This window comes from candidate division KSB1 bacterium (assembly GCA_034521575.1).
In the GTDB taxonomy this organism is placed as follows: Bacteria; Zhuqueibacterota; Zhuqueibacteria; order Residuimicrobiales; family Krinioviventaceae; genus JAXHMJ01.
Genome location: JAXHMJ010000005.1, coordinates 2,284,221 through 2,299,629 on the forward strand (window position 1 = coordinate 2,284,221; position 15,409 = coordinate 2,299,629).

General features: G+C 47.8%; 15 protein-coding genes and 1 pseudogene. 8 read left to right on the top strand and 8 right to left on the bottom strand.

All coding sequences use genetic code 11. The features are described 5' to 3' along the window. Positions 1-19: 19 nt before the first annotated feature. Positions 20-1,072 (bottom strand): class I fructose-bisphosphate aldolase, encoded by a 1,053-nt coding sequence (locus U5R06_23190; protein MDZ7725647.1) that lies wholly within the window; start codon positions 1,070-1,072, stop codon positions 20-22. Between the two features lie 547 nt (positions 1,073-1,619). Between U5R06_23190 and U5R06_23195 the strand changes: the two genes are divergently transcribed. Further along, positions 1,620-3,011: an IS1380 family transposase gene (locus U5R06_23195; protein ID MDZ7725648.1), complete on the top strand. Its 1,392-nt coding sequence runs from the start codon at positions 1,620-1,622 to the stop codon at positions 3,009-3,011. A 194-nt stretch (positions 3,012-3,205) separates the two neighbouring features. Here U5R06_23195 and U5R06_23200 read toward each other — a convergent pair whose 3' ends face one another. Next, positions 3,206-3,397: a hypothetical protein gene (locus U5R06_23200; GenBank protein ID MDZ7725649.1), complete on the bottom strand. Its 192-nt coding sequence runs from the start codon at positions 3,395-3,397 to the stop codon at positions 3,206-3,208. 95 nt (positions 3,398-3,492) lie between these two features. Here U5R06_23200 and cls point away from each other — a divergent pair, with 95 nt between their 5' ends. The 4 genes from cls (at position 3,493) to U5R06_23220 (ending at position 6,416) form a co-directional block, all read left to right on the top strand. Next, entirely contained in the window at positions 3,493-5,028 is a 1,536-nt protein-coding gene (gene cls, locus U5R06_23205) for a cardiolipin synthase (protein ID MDZ7725650.1), read from the top strand. Positions 5,029-5,143: 115 nt separating this feature from the next. Beyond that, a complete protein-coding gene (locus U5R06_23210; protein ID MDZ7725651.1) occupies positions 5,144-5,551 on the top strand; it encodes a DUF6508 domain-containing protein in 408 nt (135 codons plus the stop codon). Between the two features lie 54 nt (positions 5,552-5,605). Continuing rightward, positions 5,606-5,926 carry a hypothetical protein gene (locus U5R06_23215; GenBank protein MDZ7725652.1) on the top strand — a complete coding sequence of 107 codons (321 nt, stop codon included), beginning with the start codon at positions 5,606-5,608 and terminating at the stop codon, positions 5,924-5,926. 4 nt (positions 5,927-5,930) lie between these two features. Continuing rightward, on the top strand, positions 5,931-6,416 hold the full coding sequence (locus tag U5R06_23220) for a DUF2231 domain-containing protein (GenBank protein ID MDZ7725653.1): 486 nt from the start codon (positions 5,931-5,933) through the stop codon (positions 6,414-6,416). Between the two features lie 6 nt (positions 6,417-6,422). Here the strand turns inward: U5R06_23220 and secA2 are convergent, their stop codons facing one another. Further along, complete coding sequence (gene secA2 / locus U5R06_23225) at positions 6,423-8,879, bottom strand: accessory Sec system translocase SecA2 (protein MDZ7725654.1); 2,457 nt, start codon at positions 8,877-8,879, stop codon at positions 6,423-6,425. Between the two features lie 897 nt (positions 8,880-9,776). Beyond that, positions 9,777-10,687: pseudogene (locus tag U5R06_23230) on the bottom strand (oxidoreductase). A gap of 183 nt (positions 10,688-10,870) precedes the next feature. Between U5R06_23230 and U5R06_23235 the strand changes: the two are divergent. Beyond that, positions 10,871-11,059, top strand: coding sequence for a twin-arginine translocation signal domain-containing protein (locus tag U5R06_23235; protein ID MDZ7725655.1), 189 nt, complete (start codon positions 10,871-10,873; stop codon positions 11,057-11,059). Between the two features lie 24 nt (positions 11,060-11,083). Continuing rightward, on the top strand, positions 11,084-11,305 hold the full coding sequence (locus U5R06_23240; protein ID MDZ7725656.1) for a hypothetical protein: 222 nt from the start codon (positions 11,084-11,086) through the stop codon (positions 11,303-11,305). 310 nt (positions 11,306-11,615) lie between these two features. Here U5R06_23240 and U5R06_23245 read toward each other — a convergent pair whose 3' ends face one another. After that, on the bottom strand, positions 11,616-12,674 hold the full coding sequence (locus U5R06_23245) for a hypothetical protein (protein ID MDZ7725657.1): 1,059 nt from the start codon (positions 12,672-12,674) through the stop codon (positions 11,616-11,618). A gap of 136 nt (positions 12,675-12,810) precedes the next feature. Here U5R06_23245 and U5R06_23250 point away from each other — a divergent pair, with 136 nt between their 5' ends. Next, a complete protein-coding gene (locus U5R06_23250) occupies positions 12,811-13,542 on the top strand; it encodes a DUF554 domain-containing protein (GenBank protein MDZ7725658.1) in 732 nt (243 codons plus the stop codon). 243 nt (positions 13,543-13,785) lie between these two features. Here U5R06_23250 and U5R06_23255 read toward each other — a convergent pair whose 3' ends face one another. Genes U5R06_23255 through U5R06_23265 form a run of 3 tightly spaced genes read right to left on the bottom strand, consistent with a single transcriptional unit; the run spans position 13,786 to position 15,160 of the window. Next, the gene (locus U5R06_23255) at positions 13,786-14,106 is read right to left on the bottom strand and encodes a heavy metal-binding domain-containing protein (protein MDZ7725659.1); all 321 of its coding nucleotides are present in this window, start codon (positions 14,104-14,106) and stop codon (positions 13,786-13,788) included. After that, positions 14,103-14,558, bottom strand: a complete 456-nt coding sequence (locus U5R06_23260) for a hypothetical protein (protein MDZ7725660.1) — start codon at positions 14,556-14,558, stop codon at positions 14,103-14,105. The genes U5R06_23255 and U5R06_23260 overlap by 4 nt, the downstream gene beginning before the upstream one ends. Further along, on the bottom strand, positions 14,555-15,160 hold the full coding sequence (locus tag U5R06_23265; GenBank protein ID MDZ7725661.1) for a sigma-70 family RNA polymerase sigma factor: 606 nt from the start codon (positions 15,158-15,160) through the stop codon (positions 14,555-14,557). Before U5R06_23265 ends, U5R06_23260 begins: the two co-directional genes overlap by 4 nt. Positions 15,161-15,409 lie beyond the last annotated feature (249 nt).

Genomic DNA, 15,409 nt, shown 5'->3' on the forward strand with positions numbered 1-15,409 from the left:
TTTCTTGACCCCACTCCGATCAGGCAAGGTCAATGTCTTGGTCCAGATAAACATCCTGGATTTTGTTCAGCAGTTCAACGCCTTCTTTCATGGGACGCTGAAAGGATTTACGACCGGAAATAAGTCCCGTACCTCCGGCGCGTTTGTTGATGACCGCCGTTCGAACCGCGTCTGCCAGATCACTGGCTCCGGAAGAGGCGCCGCCGGAATTTATCAGCCCGATTCGTCCCATATAACAATTGATTACCTGATAACGGGTGAGGTCAATGGGATGATCGGAAGCCAGGTCGGTGTACATTTTTTCATCCCATTTGCCGAATTTGATCGCTTTGTAACCGCCGTTGTTGGTCGGTTGTTTCTGTTTGACAATATCCGCTTCGATCGTCGCGCTCAAATGGTTGGCCTGTCCGGTCAGATCCGCTGACGTGTGATAATCCGTCTTTTCGGTTTTGAATGCAGAATTGCGCAAATACGCCCAGAGTATGGTACCCATTCCGAGCTCATGCGCGAACTGAAAGGCCTCGGAAACTTCCTGGATCTGACTGTTCGATTCTTCCGAGCCGAAATAGATCGTGGCGCCAATTGCCGCTGCGCCCATATCAAAGGCTTGTTGTACACCGGCGAACTGGATCTGATCGTATTTGTTCGGGTAGGTCAGCAGTTCGTTGTGGTTGATTTTAACGATAAACGGGATTTTATGCGCATAACGCCGGGATACAGAACCCAACACGCCCAGTGTAGACGCCACAGCATTGCAGCCGCCCTCAATGGCCAGTTTGATAATGTTTTCCGGGTCGAAATAAATCGGGTTCGGCGCAAACGAGGCTCCGCCGCTGTGTTCGATTCCCTGATCCACGGGTAATATGGACAAATAGCCGGTGCCGGCAAGACGTCCGTTATCGAACAAGCTCTGCAGATTGCGGAGAACTCGCGGACTGCGATCGGATTGCATAAAGATTTTATCTACAAAGTCGGGTGACGGCGTATGCAATTGATCCTTGGGAAATACACATTTGTGATTCAGCAGCGATTCCGCGTCTTTTCCGAGTAATTCTTTAATGTTATTACTCATAGCATACTCTCCTTTTTATGATTGATACAGTAAAGATGGTTTACAGATTTTTCTCTGATACAAATTGACACATTGCATTTACAGCTCCTGTTCAGAGTGTTTCAATATGTAAAACACATCTGCGGGATGAAAATTTCAATCTTTTTTTAGATAATAGGCCGTCGGAGATTTTGAAAAGGGAGCAATGATAGATAGGTGCAGGCCTGATGGTTAATTTTCATAGTCCGGATAATGCTTTTCCCGGCAGGCAGGGCAGATGCTGTGATTGAATTCCGCATCGGTGTATTTGGAAATGTAGGATTCGACCTGGTTCCAGTATCCCTCATCATCCCGAACCTGCTTGCAGAATGAGCATATCGGGACGATGCCGCGCAGTGTTTCGATGCGCTTTTGATAACGCTGGAGGGCCCGGTTGATCAGAAATAATACCTAAATTGAGCGGTTTTTAAAAAAATAAAAAACCTTTTGGGTTTATAATAGTTTGTTATTATTTTAGTTGTGTAACCAATAAAAAGAATAACAACAAAACCCAAAAGGTAGCCATAATATGCAGAAAAAAACCGATACAACGCAACCTAAAATATCAAAAATTGAGATCACAAAAGATAAAATTAGCGGTCGTGGTGGTCTGTTGTTTTTTCTTAGATATATTGACCAAATTCGATTCTATTCTCTATTTGAAAACGTTTTTAGCTTTTTAAAAGGCTCTTCTAAAGGACTGGGATACCGTCAGTTTGTCAAACAGCTTTTTGCTTGGTTTATTGATGGTACGGATATGTCAATCTGTTCTTTTGATCGTCGAAAAAACGATGAAGCCTATGCTGCCGTGCTCGAAAATCGCCCGGAACAAATGGCAACATCCCATCAAATCAAAAGGATGTTTCGCAAGTTCAGTTTTGTTGGGCAAATGATATTTCGGTCTCTTTTGTTGGAGATGTTTATTTGGCGACTTATTATTGAACAACCCAAAGAAGTTATTCTTTTTGGTGACAGCGTAGTTTTCGACAATGACGGCGCTAAAAAGCGTGAAGGCTCAAATGTGACCTATAAAAATAAAAAAGGATTCCAGCCTATGCAAATTAGTTGGGGGCCTTATGTTGTTGATGCGCTGTTCCGAGCCGGAGATGTTCATTGTAATCATGGCAGCGACTTTATAAAGTCAGTGGGGCGTCTGGTCAAAGCTATTCGACGTCGCTATAAAGATGTTCCAATCATTCTGCTAACAGACAGTGGTTTTATGGATGACCAGAACTTTCGGTTCTTTGAACAACGCCTTGGTATTCATTATGTTTGTGCCGGGAAAATATATAACGATATTAAACAATATGTTAACAATCTTAGTTATGATGCTTTTCGTTCTTATAGACAGACATGGACTTTTGTCGAATTTGCTAATCGCCTCAAATCATGGAAGACATTTCGCCGTTGTATTTTTACCTCTCAGAAAGCTGAGGAAAATGGTCAACTCTTATTTGATTTTGCACAACCGGATTCAGTAATCTATACCAATATAGGCCGAAACAGTGAGCTGGATGAAAAACTAATCAATGCTGGTAGTGGCAATTATCTCAAGGCCGAAAAGATTATCGAGTTAAACCACAGTCGAGGTAGAGCTGAATTAGTACACCGATCACAGAAAGAATTTGCTGGAAGAGAACAGTTACCATTTAAGCGTTTCGGTATGAATAGAGTTTTTTACTATTTGATGATCATCAGCCATTTTCTTTTTGAAGCATATAAAAGGGACATCCCCTGTGAAGCAGTACCAGTTACCGCTTACCCCAATACCTTTCGTCGGATCATGATTGATTTTGCAGCCAAAATTGTGACAACAGGCGGAAAAATTATACTAAGGGTAACACAGACAGTCTATGATTCCCTGAAGATTTTAAAATTATGGTCATTCATTGAGGAGTATGAACCCGCATTTGTGACGTAAAACATAATAAAAATTAATCGTATTAAAGAGCTAAACAATGGGAGAAGTATGCCGTTACACTGATAATTCTCTGACTTTAATGAAAAATCAGTTCAAAAAGCAAGGTTGATTGCGTAATAAGAAGTTATTTCAGATGAAAACAAATAGAAAAAGACGGCACCGGCAACATTTTGCGCCGGTTTTATTTGGTGCCCTTATAAATCGATCAATTTAGGTAATATAAATGCCGTGATCACCCGGCAGATTGCAAGATTTATAATTAATGTCGCAAATATCTCTGTGACCGCACTCACGGTCAGGCCGAGGCCGGCGGCGCTGATATATTTATGATCATAGTCGTATACCCGGTGGTTGATGAAAATAGTCATAGCGTCCTGGTTGGCCATGTCCACATCCACATTAAAATTGTTGTTTTTTTGATGCCGGACTGCTATGTTATAGCTGATAACAGGATACGGGATTAGTTTGAGGAAAAAATCATATGATGAAAAAATCCATCTCCTTGCTGACTGTCGGACTGGTGGGTCTGGTGGTTGCCGCTATTTTTGAATACGGCTATAATTTTGCGGAACAGGTTGTTGCTCAAGTCAATATTATCTCAATTTTTCTGCGTATTCTGGTCACGCTTGTGGTTCTGGTGGTGTTTTTCTGGATTATTCTAAAAAGCGAAAACCCGTATGTGAAAATTCCCTGGCTGCTGGCTCTGGCTATCAATCCCCTGTTTGGCGCGTTTTTGTTTTTAAGCTTTGCCCGTGATTTTAAATCCAGTTCGCGTTACCGCAAACGCAAGTTAATGCACGATTATGGCTATCTGGTTCACGAACCGGAAACGGATTTGTCGGCAGCGGAGTACCAGTCTCTGGACAAGGATCATTTACAGATTTTCCAAACCTCCTTTGGTTTGGGAAAACATCATATTTTTGCCAATGATTCAAAAGTGCATGTGCTGACCAATGGTGATGAAAAGTTCCCGGCATTGAAACGTGAATTGCTCAAAGCCAAGGATTATATTTTTATGCAGTATTATATTTTGAAAACAGATGAAACGGCGCGCGAGGTTCTGGAAATTCTAAAAGCCAAAGTAAAACAGGGGGTGGAAGTCCGGCTGTTGTATGACGCATTCGGCGCCTATTACGCGGACACAACTTTTATCAAAAGTTTAAAAAAAGCCGGGATCCAGGTCGAGATAATTGACCGGGTGTGGAATCCGGTCCTGAACACCCGCATTAATTACCGCAACCACCGTAAGGTCACCGTCATTGACGGTCAGGTCGGCTTTACCGGCGGACTGAATCTCGGTGATGAATATATTCACAAAAATCCTTATTTCGGATTCTGGCGTGACACGCATCTAACGCTTACCGGCCGTGTCGTCAATTCCCTGCTGGCGGTGTTTGTCAAGGACTGGTACTATGCCACAGGTGAATTTTTGGATGATCCCCGATATTACTGCGCCCGGCCTGTGAATGCGTCGGGGTATGTGCAGGTACTGCAGTCGGGGCCGGATTCCACGCAGCCGGTTATCCGCAACACGTATCTGAAAATGATCGCCCAGGCCACCTATTCAGTAAAAATCATGAGCCCTTATCTGATACCGGATCAGGAAATCATGTCGGCGCTGAAAACCGCAGCCGCATCAGGGGTGCGTGTGCAGATCATTGTGCCCGGAAAACCTGATAAAAAAATAGTATATACCGTAACCGAATCCTACTTTGCCCCGTTAATTAAAGCCGGGGTGCAGCTTTATTATTATCCGGATGTGTTTACACATGCCAAGGTCTTGATTATCGATGACGAGATTGCATCCTGCGGAACCGTAAATATGGATGTGCGCAGCTTTCAGCTTAATTTTGAGGATACAGTGCTGTTCAAGTCCGATGCAGTCGATAAATTGGTTGCGGATTTTGAGCATGATCTCGCTCAATGCGTTGAGATCACCCTCGAATCCTGGCGACACCGCTCCGCCTTGCGTAAAATCACCGAAGGGGTGTTGAGCATTGCGGCGCCGTTGATGTAAACGGGTCAAGTCGATTGTACAATTTCCGGAATAAAAGCCGCAGATCCGGTTGTGAATCACCAGCCTGAATCTGAAATCAGTTGGACGCTTTAAAGTTTAAAAATGAGGCGAAACCATGCAAACTCGAGACCCCAAAGTGCAGGAAATTAAGGAGCTGGTCGACTTTTTACCATGCCTTTACAACGATATCCAGCCGATTTCAGAATGGGGTGGCGGTAAAGACGAAACAACCGGGATGATTCAGATGCCATGGCCGAAATATGATGACCGGGTCGCAGCCTTTTTCAAGGCTGTCTCGCGCGAATGCTGGTGTGATTACGAATATGTCGATAAACATGCGGAGAAAATGCTCCGCGATCATGAGCTGATCCGCAGTGCCACAATAGATCAGATCAAAACCATGCTCACATACTGCACGCGTGGTGAGCGGTTCTGCAGCGGACATTGGGCGGCCATGATCGAACAAGGGCATATCCGCCGGCTGCTCGAACGGCTGCAGGTGATTCTGCTTGTGCAGGAATAATGTCTTTTCTAATCAGGTTATTATAGTGAACGATTCTAAAAAAAGGAGGACAGTATGAGAATCAAAAGCTTTGTATTTTTGATGGCAGGTCTGTTGATCGTCAACCTGTTCGTTCACTGCGGATCGGGTACCGATGTGGTCGATTCCGGTGAATATACCGGTATCATCAAAAAGGTGGTTGCGGATGAACAAGAGATTTATGTCACAACAGAAGAGGGACAGACCCTCGAGTTATACTTTACTGAAGAAACCCAACTAACTCGACAGGGACAACCCGTCGATTTTTCACAGCTAAAAAAAGATCAAAATGTCAGTGTTACTCTGATCCGGGTGGGAAACCGTCTGGATCCGGATTCTGTGGCCATTCTGGAATAATGCCATGAACGAACCCCCGGAATTTTTACGAACCGAAGTCTGGCATCCCATGACGGTACACTTTCCTATCGTGTTGCTGATTGTGGCGACGCTGTTTAAAGGTATCGCCGTAACTTTCCGAAAGCAAACCTTTGCAATCTCCGGCAGTGTGCTGCTGTATCTGGGAGTGATTGGAGCCTGGCTTGCCGTTTACACCGGTACCCTGGCAGACGCTGTGGTTTCGCGCGATATATGTGATCCGACGGTCCTGTCAACCCATGAGAACAACGCATGGCTGGCGACCTGGCTGTTCACAGGCGCCATGGGTGTGGATTTACTCTATAGCCTGGTTCGTCGTTTCAGAACACGCGCCGTTCAGGCGCTGCTGCTGGTTGTTCTGGTGATTGGCAGCGGTGTTTTGGCCTATGTCGGACACTTGGGCGCTCAGTTGGTGTATCAACAGGCTGCGGGCGTCTATGTTCCCTCTGAGGACTGTAGTGAATTTCGCTGATCACTTTTACCCGTTCAGGGGGGTGTTTCCCTTTGTATTTAATTTGTGATCAACGGCCTGCCGGGATGAGGAATCCGCTTTTTTTCTTTTCCGAAACAGCCACTGCAGCGCCACCAGCGGTCCCAGAATGCCGGCCGAGACCTGCATGCCCATATTGCCCAGTAAATCCAGTCCCAGCTGATTGCCGAATGAATTGTCGTTGATGAGATACGTCCAGGTGGCGGTCGGTACCTGGATACCCAGAGATTCCGGATCAAAATCGTTGGCTGAATTCAGGGATTCAAACCTCTCAATCATATCTGCATGCAGCTGCTGTAGCTGTTCCTCAAACATGTTTACAGACAGTTTTTGAAATTCAAAATAAGGATTTTTCCCGCCGAGACGGTTGAGATGAATACCTTCCCGGATATCGGCAATATCCGCCAGAAAAGCCGTCCAGGTTTTATCGATACTGTACAGCATCAGCCGGGTACAGAGGTTTTGCAGAGTTTCAGGGGGTGTTGTACGCAAGAGAGTTTCATACTGTTTCGGCGATTCGGTTTTGAAATATTCAGGTGCAGCTAGTTCATGCAGCGCTCCCTGACGCCAATTAAACAGAACGGACCGCTGTTTTTCCAGTAAATCTGAATAGTGGGCCAGTGTTTTTTTGATCTCCAGATTTTGTCCGTCACAAATGCGCTGAATGCGTGCAACTTCGCGCCTTACAATCGGATGATCAACCTCTTTGTCATCTGAGTTCCGCAACATGTCAGGCGGCAGCAATTCATCCAGTCGATATTTTTGCATCAAATTATCTTTTAAACTGACAAAAAACTTTGATGATCCCGGGTCGCCCTGGCGGCCGGCGCGGCCGCGCAGCTGCCGGTCGATGCGTTCGGTCTCGTGCTTGTTGGTTCCGATCACCAAAAGTCCGCCGAGCTCGAGCACCCGTTGCTTTTCCTGCTCACTGGAGCCGCCGAGTTTGATATCCGTACCGCGTCCGGCCATATTGGTGGAAATGGTTACAGCGCACGGACGCCCCGCTTCGGCAATCATCTCCGCTTCATAGTCATCATATTTTGCGTTCAAAATTTGACAATTCACGTCCCGGTCGACAAGCGCAGTTGCCAGTTTTTCCGATTCCTGAACACTTGAGGTGCCGACCAGTACAGGACGCTGGCTTGCGTTGACCCTTACAATTTCCTCAATAATGGCGCGATTCTTTTCCGATTGGTTTCGGAACACAGTATCCGGCGAATCCCGGCGAATACAGGCTGCATTCGGTGGAATGACAGCGATATTTAGATTGTAAAAGGCTTTGAATTCCTCTTCACTGGACAGGGCTGTGGCCGTCATACCGCACAGTCTCGGATAAAAGCGGATAAAGTGCTGCAGACTAATCTGATTCAGAATATTACCTTTGGACCGGATATTTATGTGCTCTTTGGCTTCCAGGGCAGACTGAAGGCCGTCCGGCCAGCGGCGTTGATCAGCCACGCGGCCGGTGAATTCGTCCACCAATTCGATAGCTCCGCCGCGTACGATATAGTCCACGTCCCGCTTCAACAGATGTTCGGCATGCAGCGCGTTGTGCAGGCGGGTAAGCGAGTCCAGGTTTTCTGCCGCATAAAGGTTGCTGCATTTGAACAGAGTTTCGGCGCTGCGCTGACCCTGATCGGTGAGATAAATGTTGCGCGCATATTCATCAAACTCAAAATCAACGCCTGATTCCATCCGGCCGGCCACTTGAGCTGCAAAATATGAATCTGTCAGTATATCTTCCGCAGATCCGGCAATGACCAGGGGAATACGCGCCTCATCGAGAAGAATGGAATCGGCTTCATCAACGATAGCGGCGTAAAATGGCCGCTGCACGACGACTTTTTTGTCGTAACACAGGCTGTCGCGCAGATAATCGAATCCGGCTTGTTTTGCAGTCACATAGGTAATGTCACAGTCATAGGCCGCCTGGCGTTTATCCGTTTCCATGCTTTCCTGCACAAATCCGACCGACAATCCGATAAACTCATAGATCGGCCGCATCCATTGTGCGTCGCGCCGGGCCAGATAATCATTAAAGGTCAGAATATGCACCCCGTTTGCAAACAGCGCGTGCCAGGCGGCGGGAAACACAGCAGCCAGCGTTTTGCCCTCGCCGGTCTGCATCTCTGCCAGTCTGCCGTCCTGCATGGCCAATGCGCCCAGAATCTGTACATCAAAAGGACGCATACCGACAGTGCGTCGCGCTGCGTCGCGTACGAGAGCGTAAAAACGCACAATCAGGCGGGTATCCGTCGGGTATTTTATGATCTGTGTTTGCAGCATCGCCGCCTGCTGTTTGAGGTCGGCATCCGATGACTGCTGCATTTCGGGTTCAAGTGCATTGATTTTCTGTAAATGGCTGCGGCTGGACGCAAGGGAATAGTCAATTGTACTGCCCTGCATACGCCGCAGCGTACGGGTCCATCGATCACGTAATGTCATGGTTAGATCCTCAGTTTTGTAATATGGTTTTTTTATACTGCTGACCGGCTGATCAGACAGCAAAGGGGTGAGGATCGTCGGATGGTAGAGAAAAACAGCAAAGTAACTGCAGATTCAATACTGCCTTGCGATGAGGGTAGGGGAGAAACAGGTAGGGCGGCGGCAGCACGGCGGTTTTTTTATTTTTCAAAATACCCGGATGAACGCTACGAGGCAACGACAGGCAGGTAATATCGAAAACGGTAATGTTTTTCTGAGGCGTGAGACTGAAGTCGGGCAAATCTGTGGAATCGATACATTGTGATACGTAAATATTGTCCGCTGATAAGTTTGCCTCTGACCCGGAGTACCAGTTACTATCCTGCCAAAATGCCAGAACCAATAGAACAAGCAAGATTTTTTTTAAAATAGTGGAACACATATCTAAACATACGAATTCTGTTAATGAGTTGCAACCAAAGTATGTCGTCATCAATAAAAATATTAGCGTCTGTGCTGCTGGCCAAAGATTATCATTTCATATAAACACCATAGGATCCGGTAGACGGAAAAGCCCGGAGTGCATTGTACCTGTAGCTTGTTATCATACGACACCCAATCGTGCCGCCCCGATCAGTAATAAAAAAAATGGTTGATTGATTTGCCAAAAATAAACCGACTGCAATGCCAAGGTATAGTCCAATCGCACCTCCTGAGCTTGATCCCAGAGCGATACCTTTGTCTATGTTGTCGAAAAAAATCAAATGGTGATGTCCGTGCTTGTCCCCAAAGCTGCACCGAGTGCTATCTTTTGAGAATTTTTATTGTGCTGTTGCTGTTTCCGATGCACCAAACCGGAATCTGTCAGGAATCCACCTGAAAAATGACAGCGCCGCGTATGCGGCCGGGCAGAATGGGTTACAACGACCATTTGACACCGCTCATATCTTCCGACTCGCGCCACAGCCGCGCGGCAGTGTCCCGGTCATAGGCCAGCGCTTTCGCCTCTACCAGTGTCGGATGACCGCGCGCCTGCATCCAGCCATCCGGTCCGATAAACTCGCCGCCGCGCAGCTCGCCGGCTACGGCCGCGTATTCTGCAGGCCAGGCGCCGTGTTCCTGATTTTGACCGACCAGCGGATTTAGCAGAGCGGCCAGCGAGACGTGACGCTGCAGGTTGGTGGCAGTCCAGCCCGGATGACTGGCCACCGAGATGCTGTTCGCACCGGACGCGTGCAGTTTACGCTGCAGTTCAAACGCAAAATACAGATTGGCCAGTTTGCTGTCGCCATAGGCCCGGACTTTATTGTATTTGCGCTGTTCCCAGTTCAGATCCCGAAATCCAGATCACCGGTGGTGTGCGCGTAACTGCTCACCGTCACCACCCGGGTTTCTCCGGGCGTATTCACCAACAGATCGATGAGCAGACCGTCTAAAGCAAAATGGCCCAGATGATTGACTCCGAACTGCAGCTCAAAACCGTCCCGGGTTTTTGAATACGGCGGCATCATCACGCCGGCGTTGTTGATAAGAATATTCAGGTCTTTATAATGACTTCTGAACTCATCGGCGAAGCGGAAAACGCTTTCCAGTTCGGCCAGATCCAGATGCATGGGATGCGCATCCGCATTCGGATGTTCGGATATTATGGATTCGGCGGCGGCCGGACATTTGGCCCGATCCCGACAAGCCAAGATCAGCCGGGCGCCTTTACCGGCCAAAGCCTTGGCCGCTTCAAATCCGATACCGCTGTTGGCGCCGGTGACGATCACAGTCTTTCCCGATTGATCCGGGATGTCATGATGGGTCCATTTATGGGATTTGCTCATAAATCTCCTTTTCATACGATAAGATTCCCGAAACCGCTGATTTTTTCAGAAGCTTTTTTTAATGATATGATCATCCATGATGATTCGTATACTGCAAAAACAGTTGCAGTTTTTTAATTCATCCCGTAAATTACATTGTTAAAATCAACACTGCATGGCAGCGAACCCTTTTCTGAGGGATGTATGAAACCAACACGACGGGTGTTTATGAAACAATGCGCAGCCGGTTGTCTGGCTTGCGCGGCAGGCGTATCCGCGGATGCGGCTGACAGTACATCGGCTGGGTCGCTGCAGCCAAACGTGCTGAAACCCGAGATCGCAGAATTCGGGAAGCCATTGCTCTGCTGCAGCAGGGCCGTAAATTGGGGATGAAATAAAAGCGAGGGAAGTAACATATTGCAGCATCTGAAAAAAGAACTCCGGCATTTGAAAATCGAAGCGTATGAACGCGAACTTGCCGGATATATGCAGGAATTGTACAAAAAATTTCAGTCCTGGAAGAACGGCAATATGAGCGCCGGCGAATTGTCGCATCATATTCATGAATATGACAGCGGGCCGTCGCGGCAGCTGTTTCACTATTACAACAGCGGCGCATTTTTTAACCCGTCATGCTGATGCGTTTCCTGAACGTGTTATCCCCCAGACCGCTTTGCCGTTCTGGCGGTGAAGGTGCATCATGTCTTCTATGAGCAGTCCATACCCACTGGCAAACGCATTGAACAGATACTGAGAGCTCTTTCTTTTGATACATGACTGCTCCGAATAGTCAGATTAGGCAGACTTTGTTTCATAGCCCCACCCTATAGCTCGGGGAAGATGGGAGAGCACTCTATCCCCGTTGACATTTACATATCTTTAAAAATCTGGTACTCACCGTCAACCAGGATGGTCTCACTGGATTTCAGATACAGCAGCTCGATACGTTTCAACCGGACAGCGGGCTGGGTTTCCGGAATATAGATACGGTCGATATGAACCACAGCTGACGGTGATGTAAAATCCGAGGGTCCGACAGCACCGCCGAAATGATCGCTGCGTCCGAATGCCACATGAAAGCCCAGTTTTTCATCCAACAGCACGGCGCCGATGGGTCCGAGTCCGAAATCGGAAAGAAATCCGAATCCCAGTTCCGCCATATTGCGATAGGCGGGTTCGTGGTCCAGATAATCCTGCTGTTTGCGGCTCTGTGGTCCGTGACCAATACTTCAGTGGCTTTGTTGTCTTTGACGCGGAACAGAACCACCTCGTCATCAAACTGCACCGGCAGAACCCCGTGGGTTTCACTGGGAATATCCAATTCCCCCTCATACGGCACAATATACGTTTCGCCGCTGGGCAGGTTGCCGGCGGTACCGGGATCGGGAAAGCGTCCGCTGCTGGCATGCGCGTGACGATGACGCAAGTCAAAGTGCACAACGACCGTTTCGCCGTCCGATTCAAATTCCACTTTGGCTTCTTCGGCGTCATTGAGTTTTTTTCGCAGCAGTTGACAACGCCGGTTTACACGTTCGTAATCAATGCGCAACGCCGGGATCATGGCCTCGGAAAAGCCGGGCATGGTGGCCGCGCGGAATCCGTACCGGCTTGCTGCCACTTTTAAGGGGGCGGTTGCAGAATACTGGGTGGGCGCCATGATAATTTGAGTGCTGGAAAAAAAGTCGGCGGCGGGAATGGAATCTTTGCCGAAATTTGAGGATACATCCGGCAGAGAGTCGACCGGATAAAACTCCAGCGGCAGATCCGCATTGTTGGAATCCACACTGGCGTAACCGACCAGCCGTACCTCGAGGTCCAGTTCGGATTGAGCCTCTTTTAATTGTGCCGCCCACGATTCGGCAAAAGAACGGCGTGTTTTCCAGAGGTCAGTGTCGTCTGCGGATTGATTGGGCACATCCACAAGCAGGGCCAGTTGACGATCGCCGTCGAGTTTGGGAAAAACGGATTGAATTAGTTGTATCAATTCTTTTTGACTCAGGCTTGACATATTGCTCTCCTTCTGTTACATTCTATATCTGCAACATAGCAGTTTTGCAACGAAATTCCAAGGAATTTCACAAACTGCGGCCTGCGGCGGAAAAGACCGGAACGCCGCACAGCGAACATAAAAATCAGGAGTGCATATGACAGGAACATGGGTCAATGCTGCGGCTGTTATTATCGGCAGTACACTGGGTCTGCTCATTCACCGCAGACTGCCCGAGCGCTTTACCCGGATTGTCTTTCAGGCCATTGGGCTGTTTACCATTTTTCTCGGTGTTTCCATGGCCCTCAAAACCGGGCACGAGCTGCTGCTGATTCTCAGTCTGGTGACCGGCGGATTGCTGGGTGAAGCCGTGCACCTGGAAGAGCGGCTGAATTCACTTTCCGATGTTCTGGCCCGGCATCTAAAAACCGAAAACCAGCGTTTTACCGAAGGTCTGATCACCGCTTTTTTGCTGTTCTGTATCGGGTCTCTGACCCTGCTGGGCGCGATCGAGGAAGGATTGGGAAATCCGCCGCGCCTGCTGCTGACCAAATCCATGCTGGATTTCTTCTCATCTATTGCGCTCACAACGGCATTCGGAATCGGTGTGATGTTTTCCGTAATTCCCCTAATTTTATTTCAGGGCGGGATTACACTGCTGGCCGCGCTGTTTGGCGAGTTTTTGTCTCAGACGCTGATTAGCGAATTGACGGCGGTGGGTGGCTTGATGATTCTGGCCCTGGGCATAAACCTTTTGGAGTCTGAAACGCATCAAGGTAAGCAACTTTTTGCCGGCTCTGATTATGATGGTCATTTTGCTTCATTTGTTTCCCCATTGAACGCCCGTATGCGCTGGGCCGCCCCCTCTCACGACCGGCCCAACGCATGATGATAGGAGGTAGAGAATGAAAAGCTGAATCGTCTATCGTTTTCCATGCTCCGGCTGCATCCGTTTGATAAACCTCAAGCCCTTTCAAAAGCCTGAATAATGTGCGCTATTTTAAATGCATTTCAAAACAGGATAGGCGTTGGCTGTTTCAAATTAATTGTGCAATTTTAGCCCGTAAAACTCTCAATATTTTTTCAAGCTGGCCAGCACAAATTCCCCTGTAAGCGTGCTGGCCAAAAGTCTTTATTCATCCTGCAGTTTAACGGCTGTTCCATACACCAGAATTTCCGCGGCAGACCCCATGATGTAGCTGGTTGAAAACTGAACATCAACAATCGCGTCAGCTCCTTCACTCTTTGCCACCTGAATCATTCGGTCGATGGCCTGTTCACGGGCTTCGGCCATGAGTTTGGTGTATTCCTGGATTTCTCCGCCTACCAGTGTTTTCAAACCGGCCATGATGTCATGGCCCAGGTGCCGGACGCGTATGGTATTGCCGCGCACCAGTCCGATGGTCTCGGTAATGCGTTTTCCTGTAATTCCGCTTGACGGTGTCACTATCATCGAATAACCTCCTTGTATGGGTCGTTGCGACCGGTTTTAATGCGTTCTCTGACGGTTGAAACCAGCAGCAGAGCGCCGCCGGCCAATACACATAAAAATCCGATTTTAACCATGAGATGCAGATGCGGGTCCAGGATAATCTGTTCAATCATTTCAAATCCCGCGAACGTCAGGCTAATTGCTGCGCCGATGGAGAGCAGAATCCATGCGACATTGCGTTCGAGACGATTGTACACACGGGTCCAGTACAGGTCCCATGTTTCCAGAGGCTGTTTTTTAAAGTCCATGTTTTGGGTGACCTCCTTTAATTGTTTGAACGATTCGTACTCCCGGCGCCATGCATCATGTTCCTTCATCATGACATCCAGTTCCCGGCGTTCCTGTCCCGATATTTCATTATCCAGGTTTTGCATCATCAATTGTTCAAATCGTTTTCGTTTCGTGTCCGTCATGGATAGATCCTTTCAACTGCTGCTTTCAAAGCTCGCCGCGCATGGTACAACCGCGACATGACGGTGCCCTGCGGACAATTCAAACATTCTGCGATTTCTTTATAGGATAAATTCTGGAAATCCTTCAAGACAATAATTTCACGTTCTTCCTGCTTGATCTGTGCCAATACCTTCCAGACAGCCGCCTGCTGTTCCTCCTGTTCTATATGCTGTGAGATATCCTCGGTCTGATCCGAAAGCGTCAAAAGGTCCCGGGGGTCGCATTCAGAAAATGAACGCGCGTGGCGTTTTTTGTCACGAATATAGTTCAGACAAAGATTGCGCAGAATCCGGTAATACCAGGTGAAAAAGCGGCTGCCCGGCTTGAAAGACGAGATTTGGCGAAAGGCGCGCACAAACGCGTCCTGGGATAGATCCATGGCGCTGTCGTGACAACCGACCAGTCCCAGAGCCGTGTAATACGCCCGTCTTGAATACCGGTTGACCAGATAACCGTACGCCTGCCTGCTGCCGCTCTGACAGGCCCGGATGACATCATCATCGCTGGTGATAATCGCAGCGGCCGCCTCCTGATTCGCTACTATCGTTTGTGTGTCGTTCATTGCAGGTCCTGATTTTATCCATTGTTTGACTCTATATAGATACACCGGTCGGGGTGTTTTATTCTGAATCAACCGCCTGTTTTTCGGTATTGTATTAACGTAAGAACAATGTTTTAATTTTAAAAGGAAAATGTCACATTCTCCGGACAGCCGGTGCTTTTTATGAAATAATCGATTAATTTTATTGATAGTTAACAGATTTTCCGCCGGGTGAATTGTCTTGACAATTTTAAGCTATTTTAATATATT

Coding starts and splice junctions, on each gene's coding strand:
- U5R06_23190 (MDZ7725647.1), bottom strand. CDS start 1,072: ATGAGTAATAACATTAAAGAATTACTCGGAAAAGACGCGGAATCGCTG.
- U5R06_23195 (MDZ7725648.1), top strand. CDS start 1,620: ATGCAGAAAAAAACCGATACAACGCAACCTAAAATATCAAAAATTGAG.
- U5R06_23200 (MDZ7725649.1), bottom strand. CDS start 3,397: ATGGCCAACCAGGACGCTATGACTATTTTCATCAACCACCGGGTATAC.
- cls (MDZ7725650.1), top strand. CDS start 3,493: ATGATGAAAAAATCCATCTCCTTGCTGACTGTCGGACTGGTGGGTCTG.
- U5R06_23210 (MDZ7725651.1), top strand. CDS start 5,144: ATGCAAACTCGAGACCCCAAAGTGCAGGAAATTAAGGAGCTGGTCGAC.
- U5R06_23215 (MDZ7725652.1), top strand. CDS start 5,606: ATGAGAATCAAAAGCTTTGTATTTTTGATGGCAGGTCTGTTGATCGTC.
- U5R06_23220 (MDZ7725653.1), top strand. CDS start 5,931: ATGAACGAACCCCCGGAATTTTTACGAACCGAAGTCTGGCATCCCATG.
- secA2 (MDZ7725654.1), bottom strand. CDS start 8,879: ATGACATTACGTGATCGATGGACCCGTACGCTGCGGCGTATGCAGGGC.
- U5R06_23235 (MDZ7725655.1), top strand. CDS start 10,871: ATGAAACCAACACGACGGGTGTTTATGAAACAATGCGCAGCCGGTTGT.
- U5R06_23245 (MDZ7725657.1), bottom strand. CDS start 12,674: ATGTCAAGCCTGAGTCAAAAAGAATTGATACAACTAATTCAATCCGTT.
- U5R06_23250 (MDZ7725658.1), top strand. CDS start 12,811: ATGACAGGAACATGGGTCAATGCTGCGGCTGTTATTATCGGCAGTACA.
- U5R06_23255 (MDZ7725659.1), bottom strand. CDS start 14,106: ATGATAGTGACACCGTCAAGCGGAATTACAGGAAAACGCATTACCGAG.
- U5R06_23260 (MDZ7725660.1), bottom strand. CDS start 14,558: ATGACGGACACGAAACGAAAACGATTTGAACAATTGATGATGCAAAAC.
- U5R06_23265 (MDZ7725661.1), bottom strand. CDS start 15,160: ATGAACGACACACAAACGATAGTAGCGAATCAGGAGGCGGCCGCTGCG.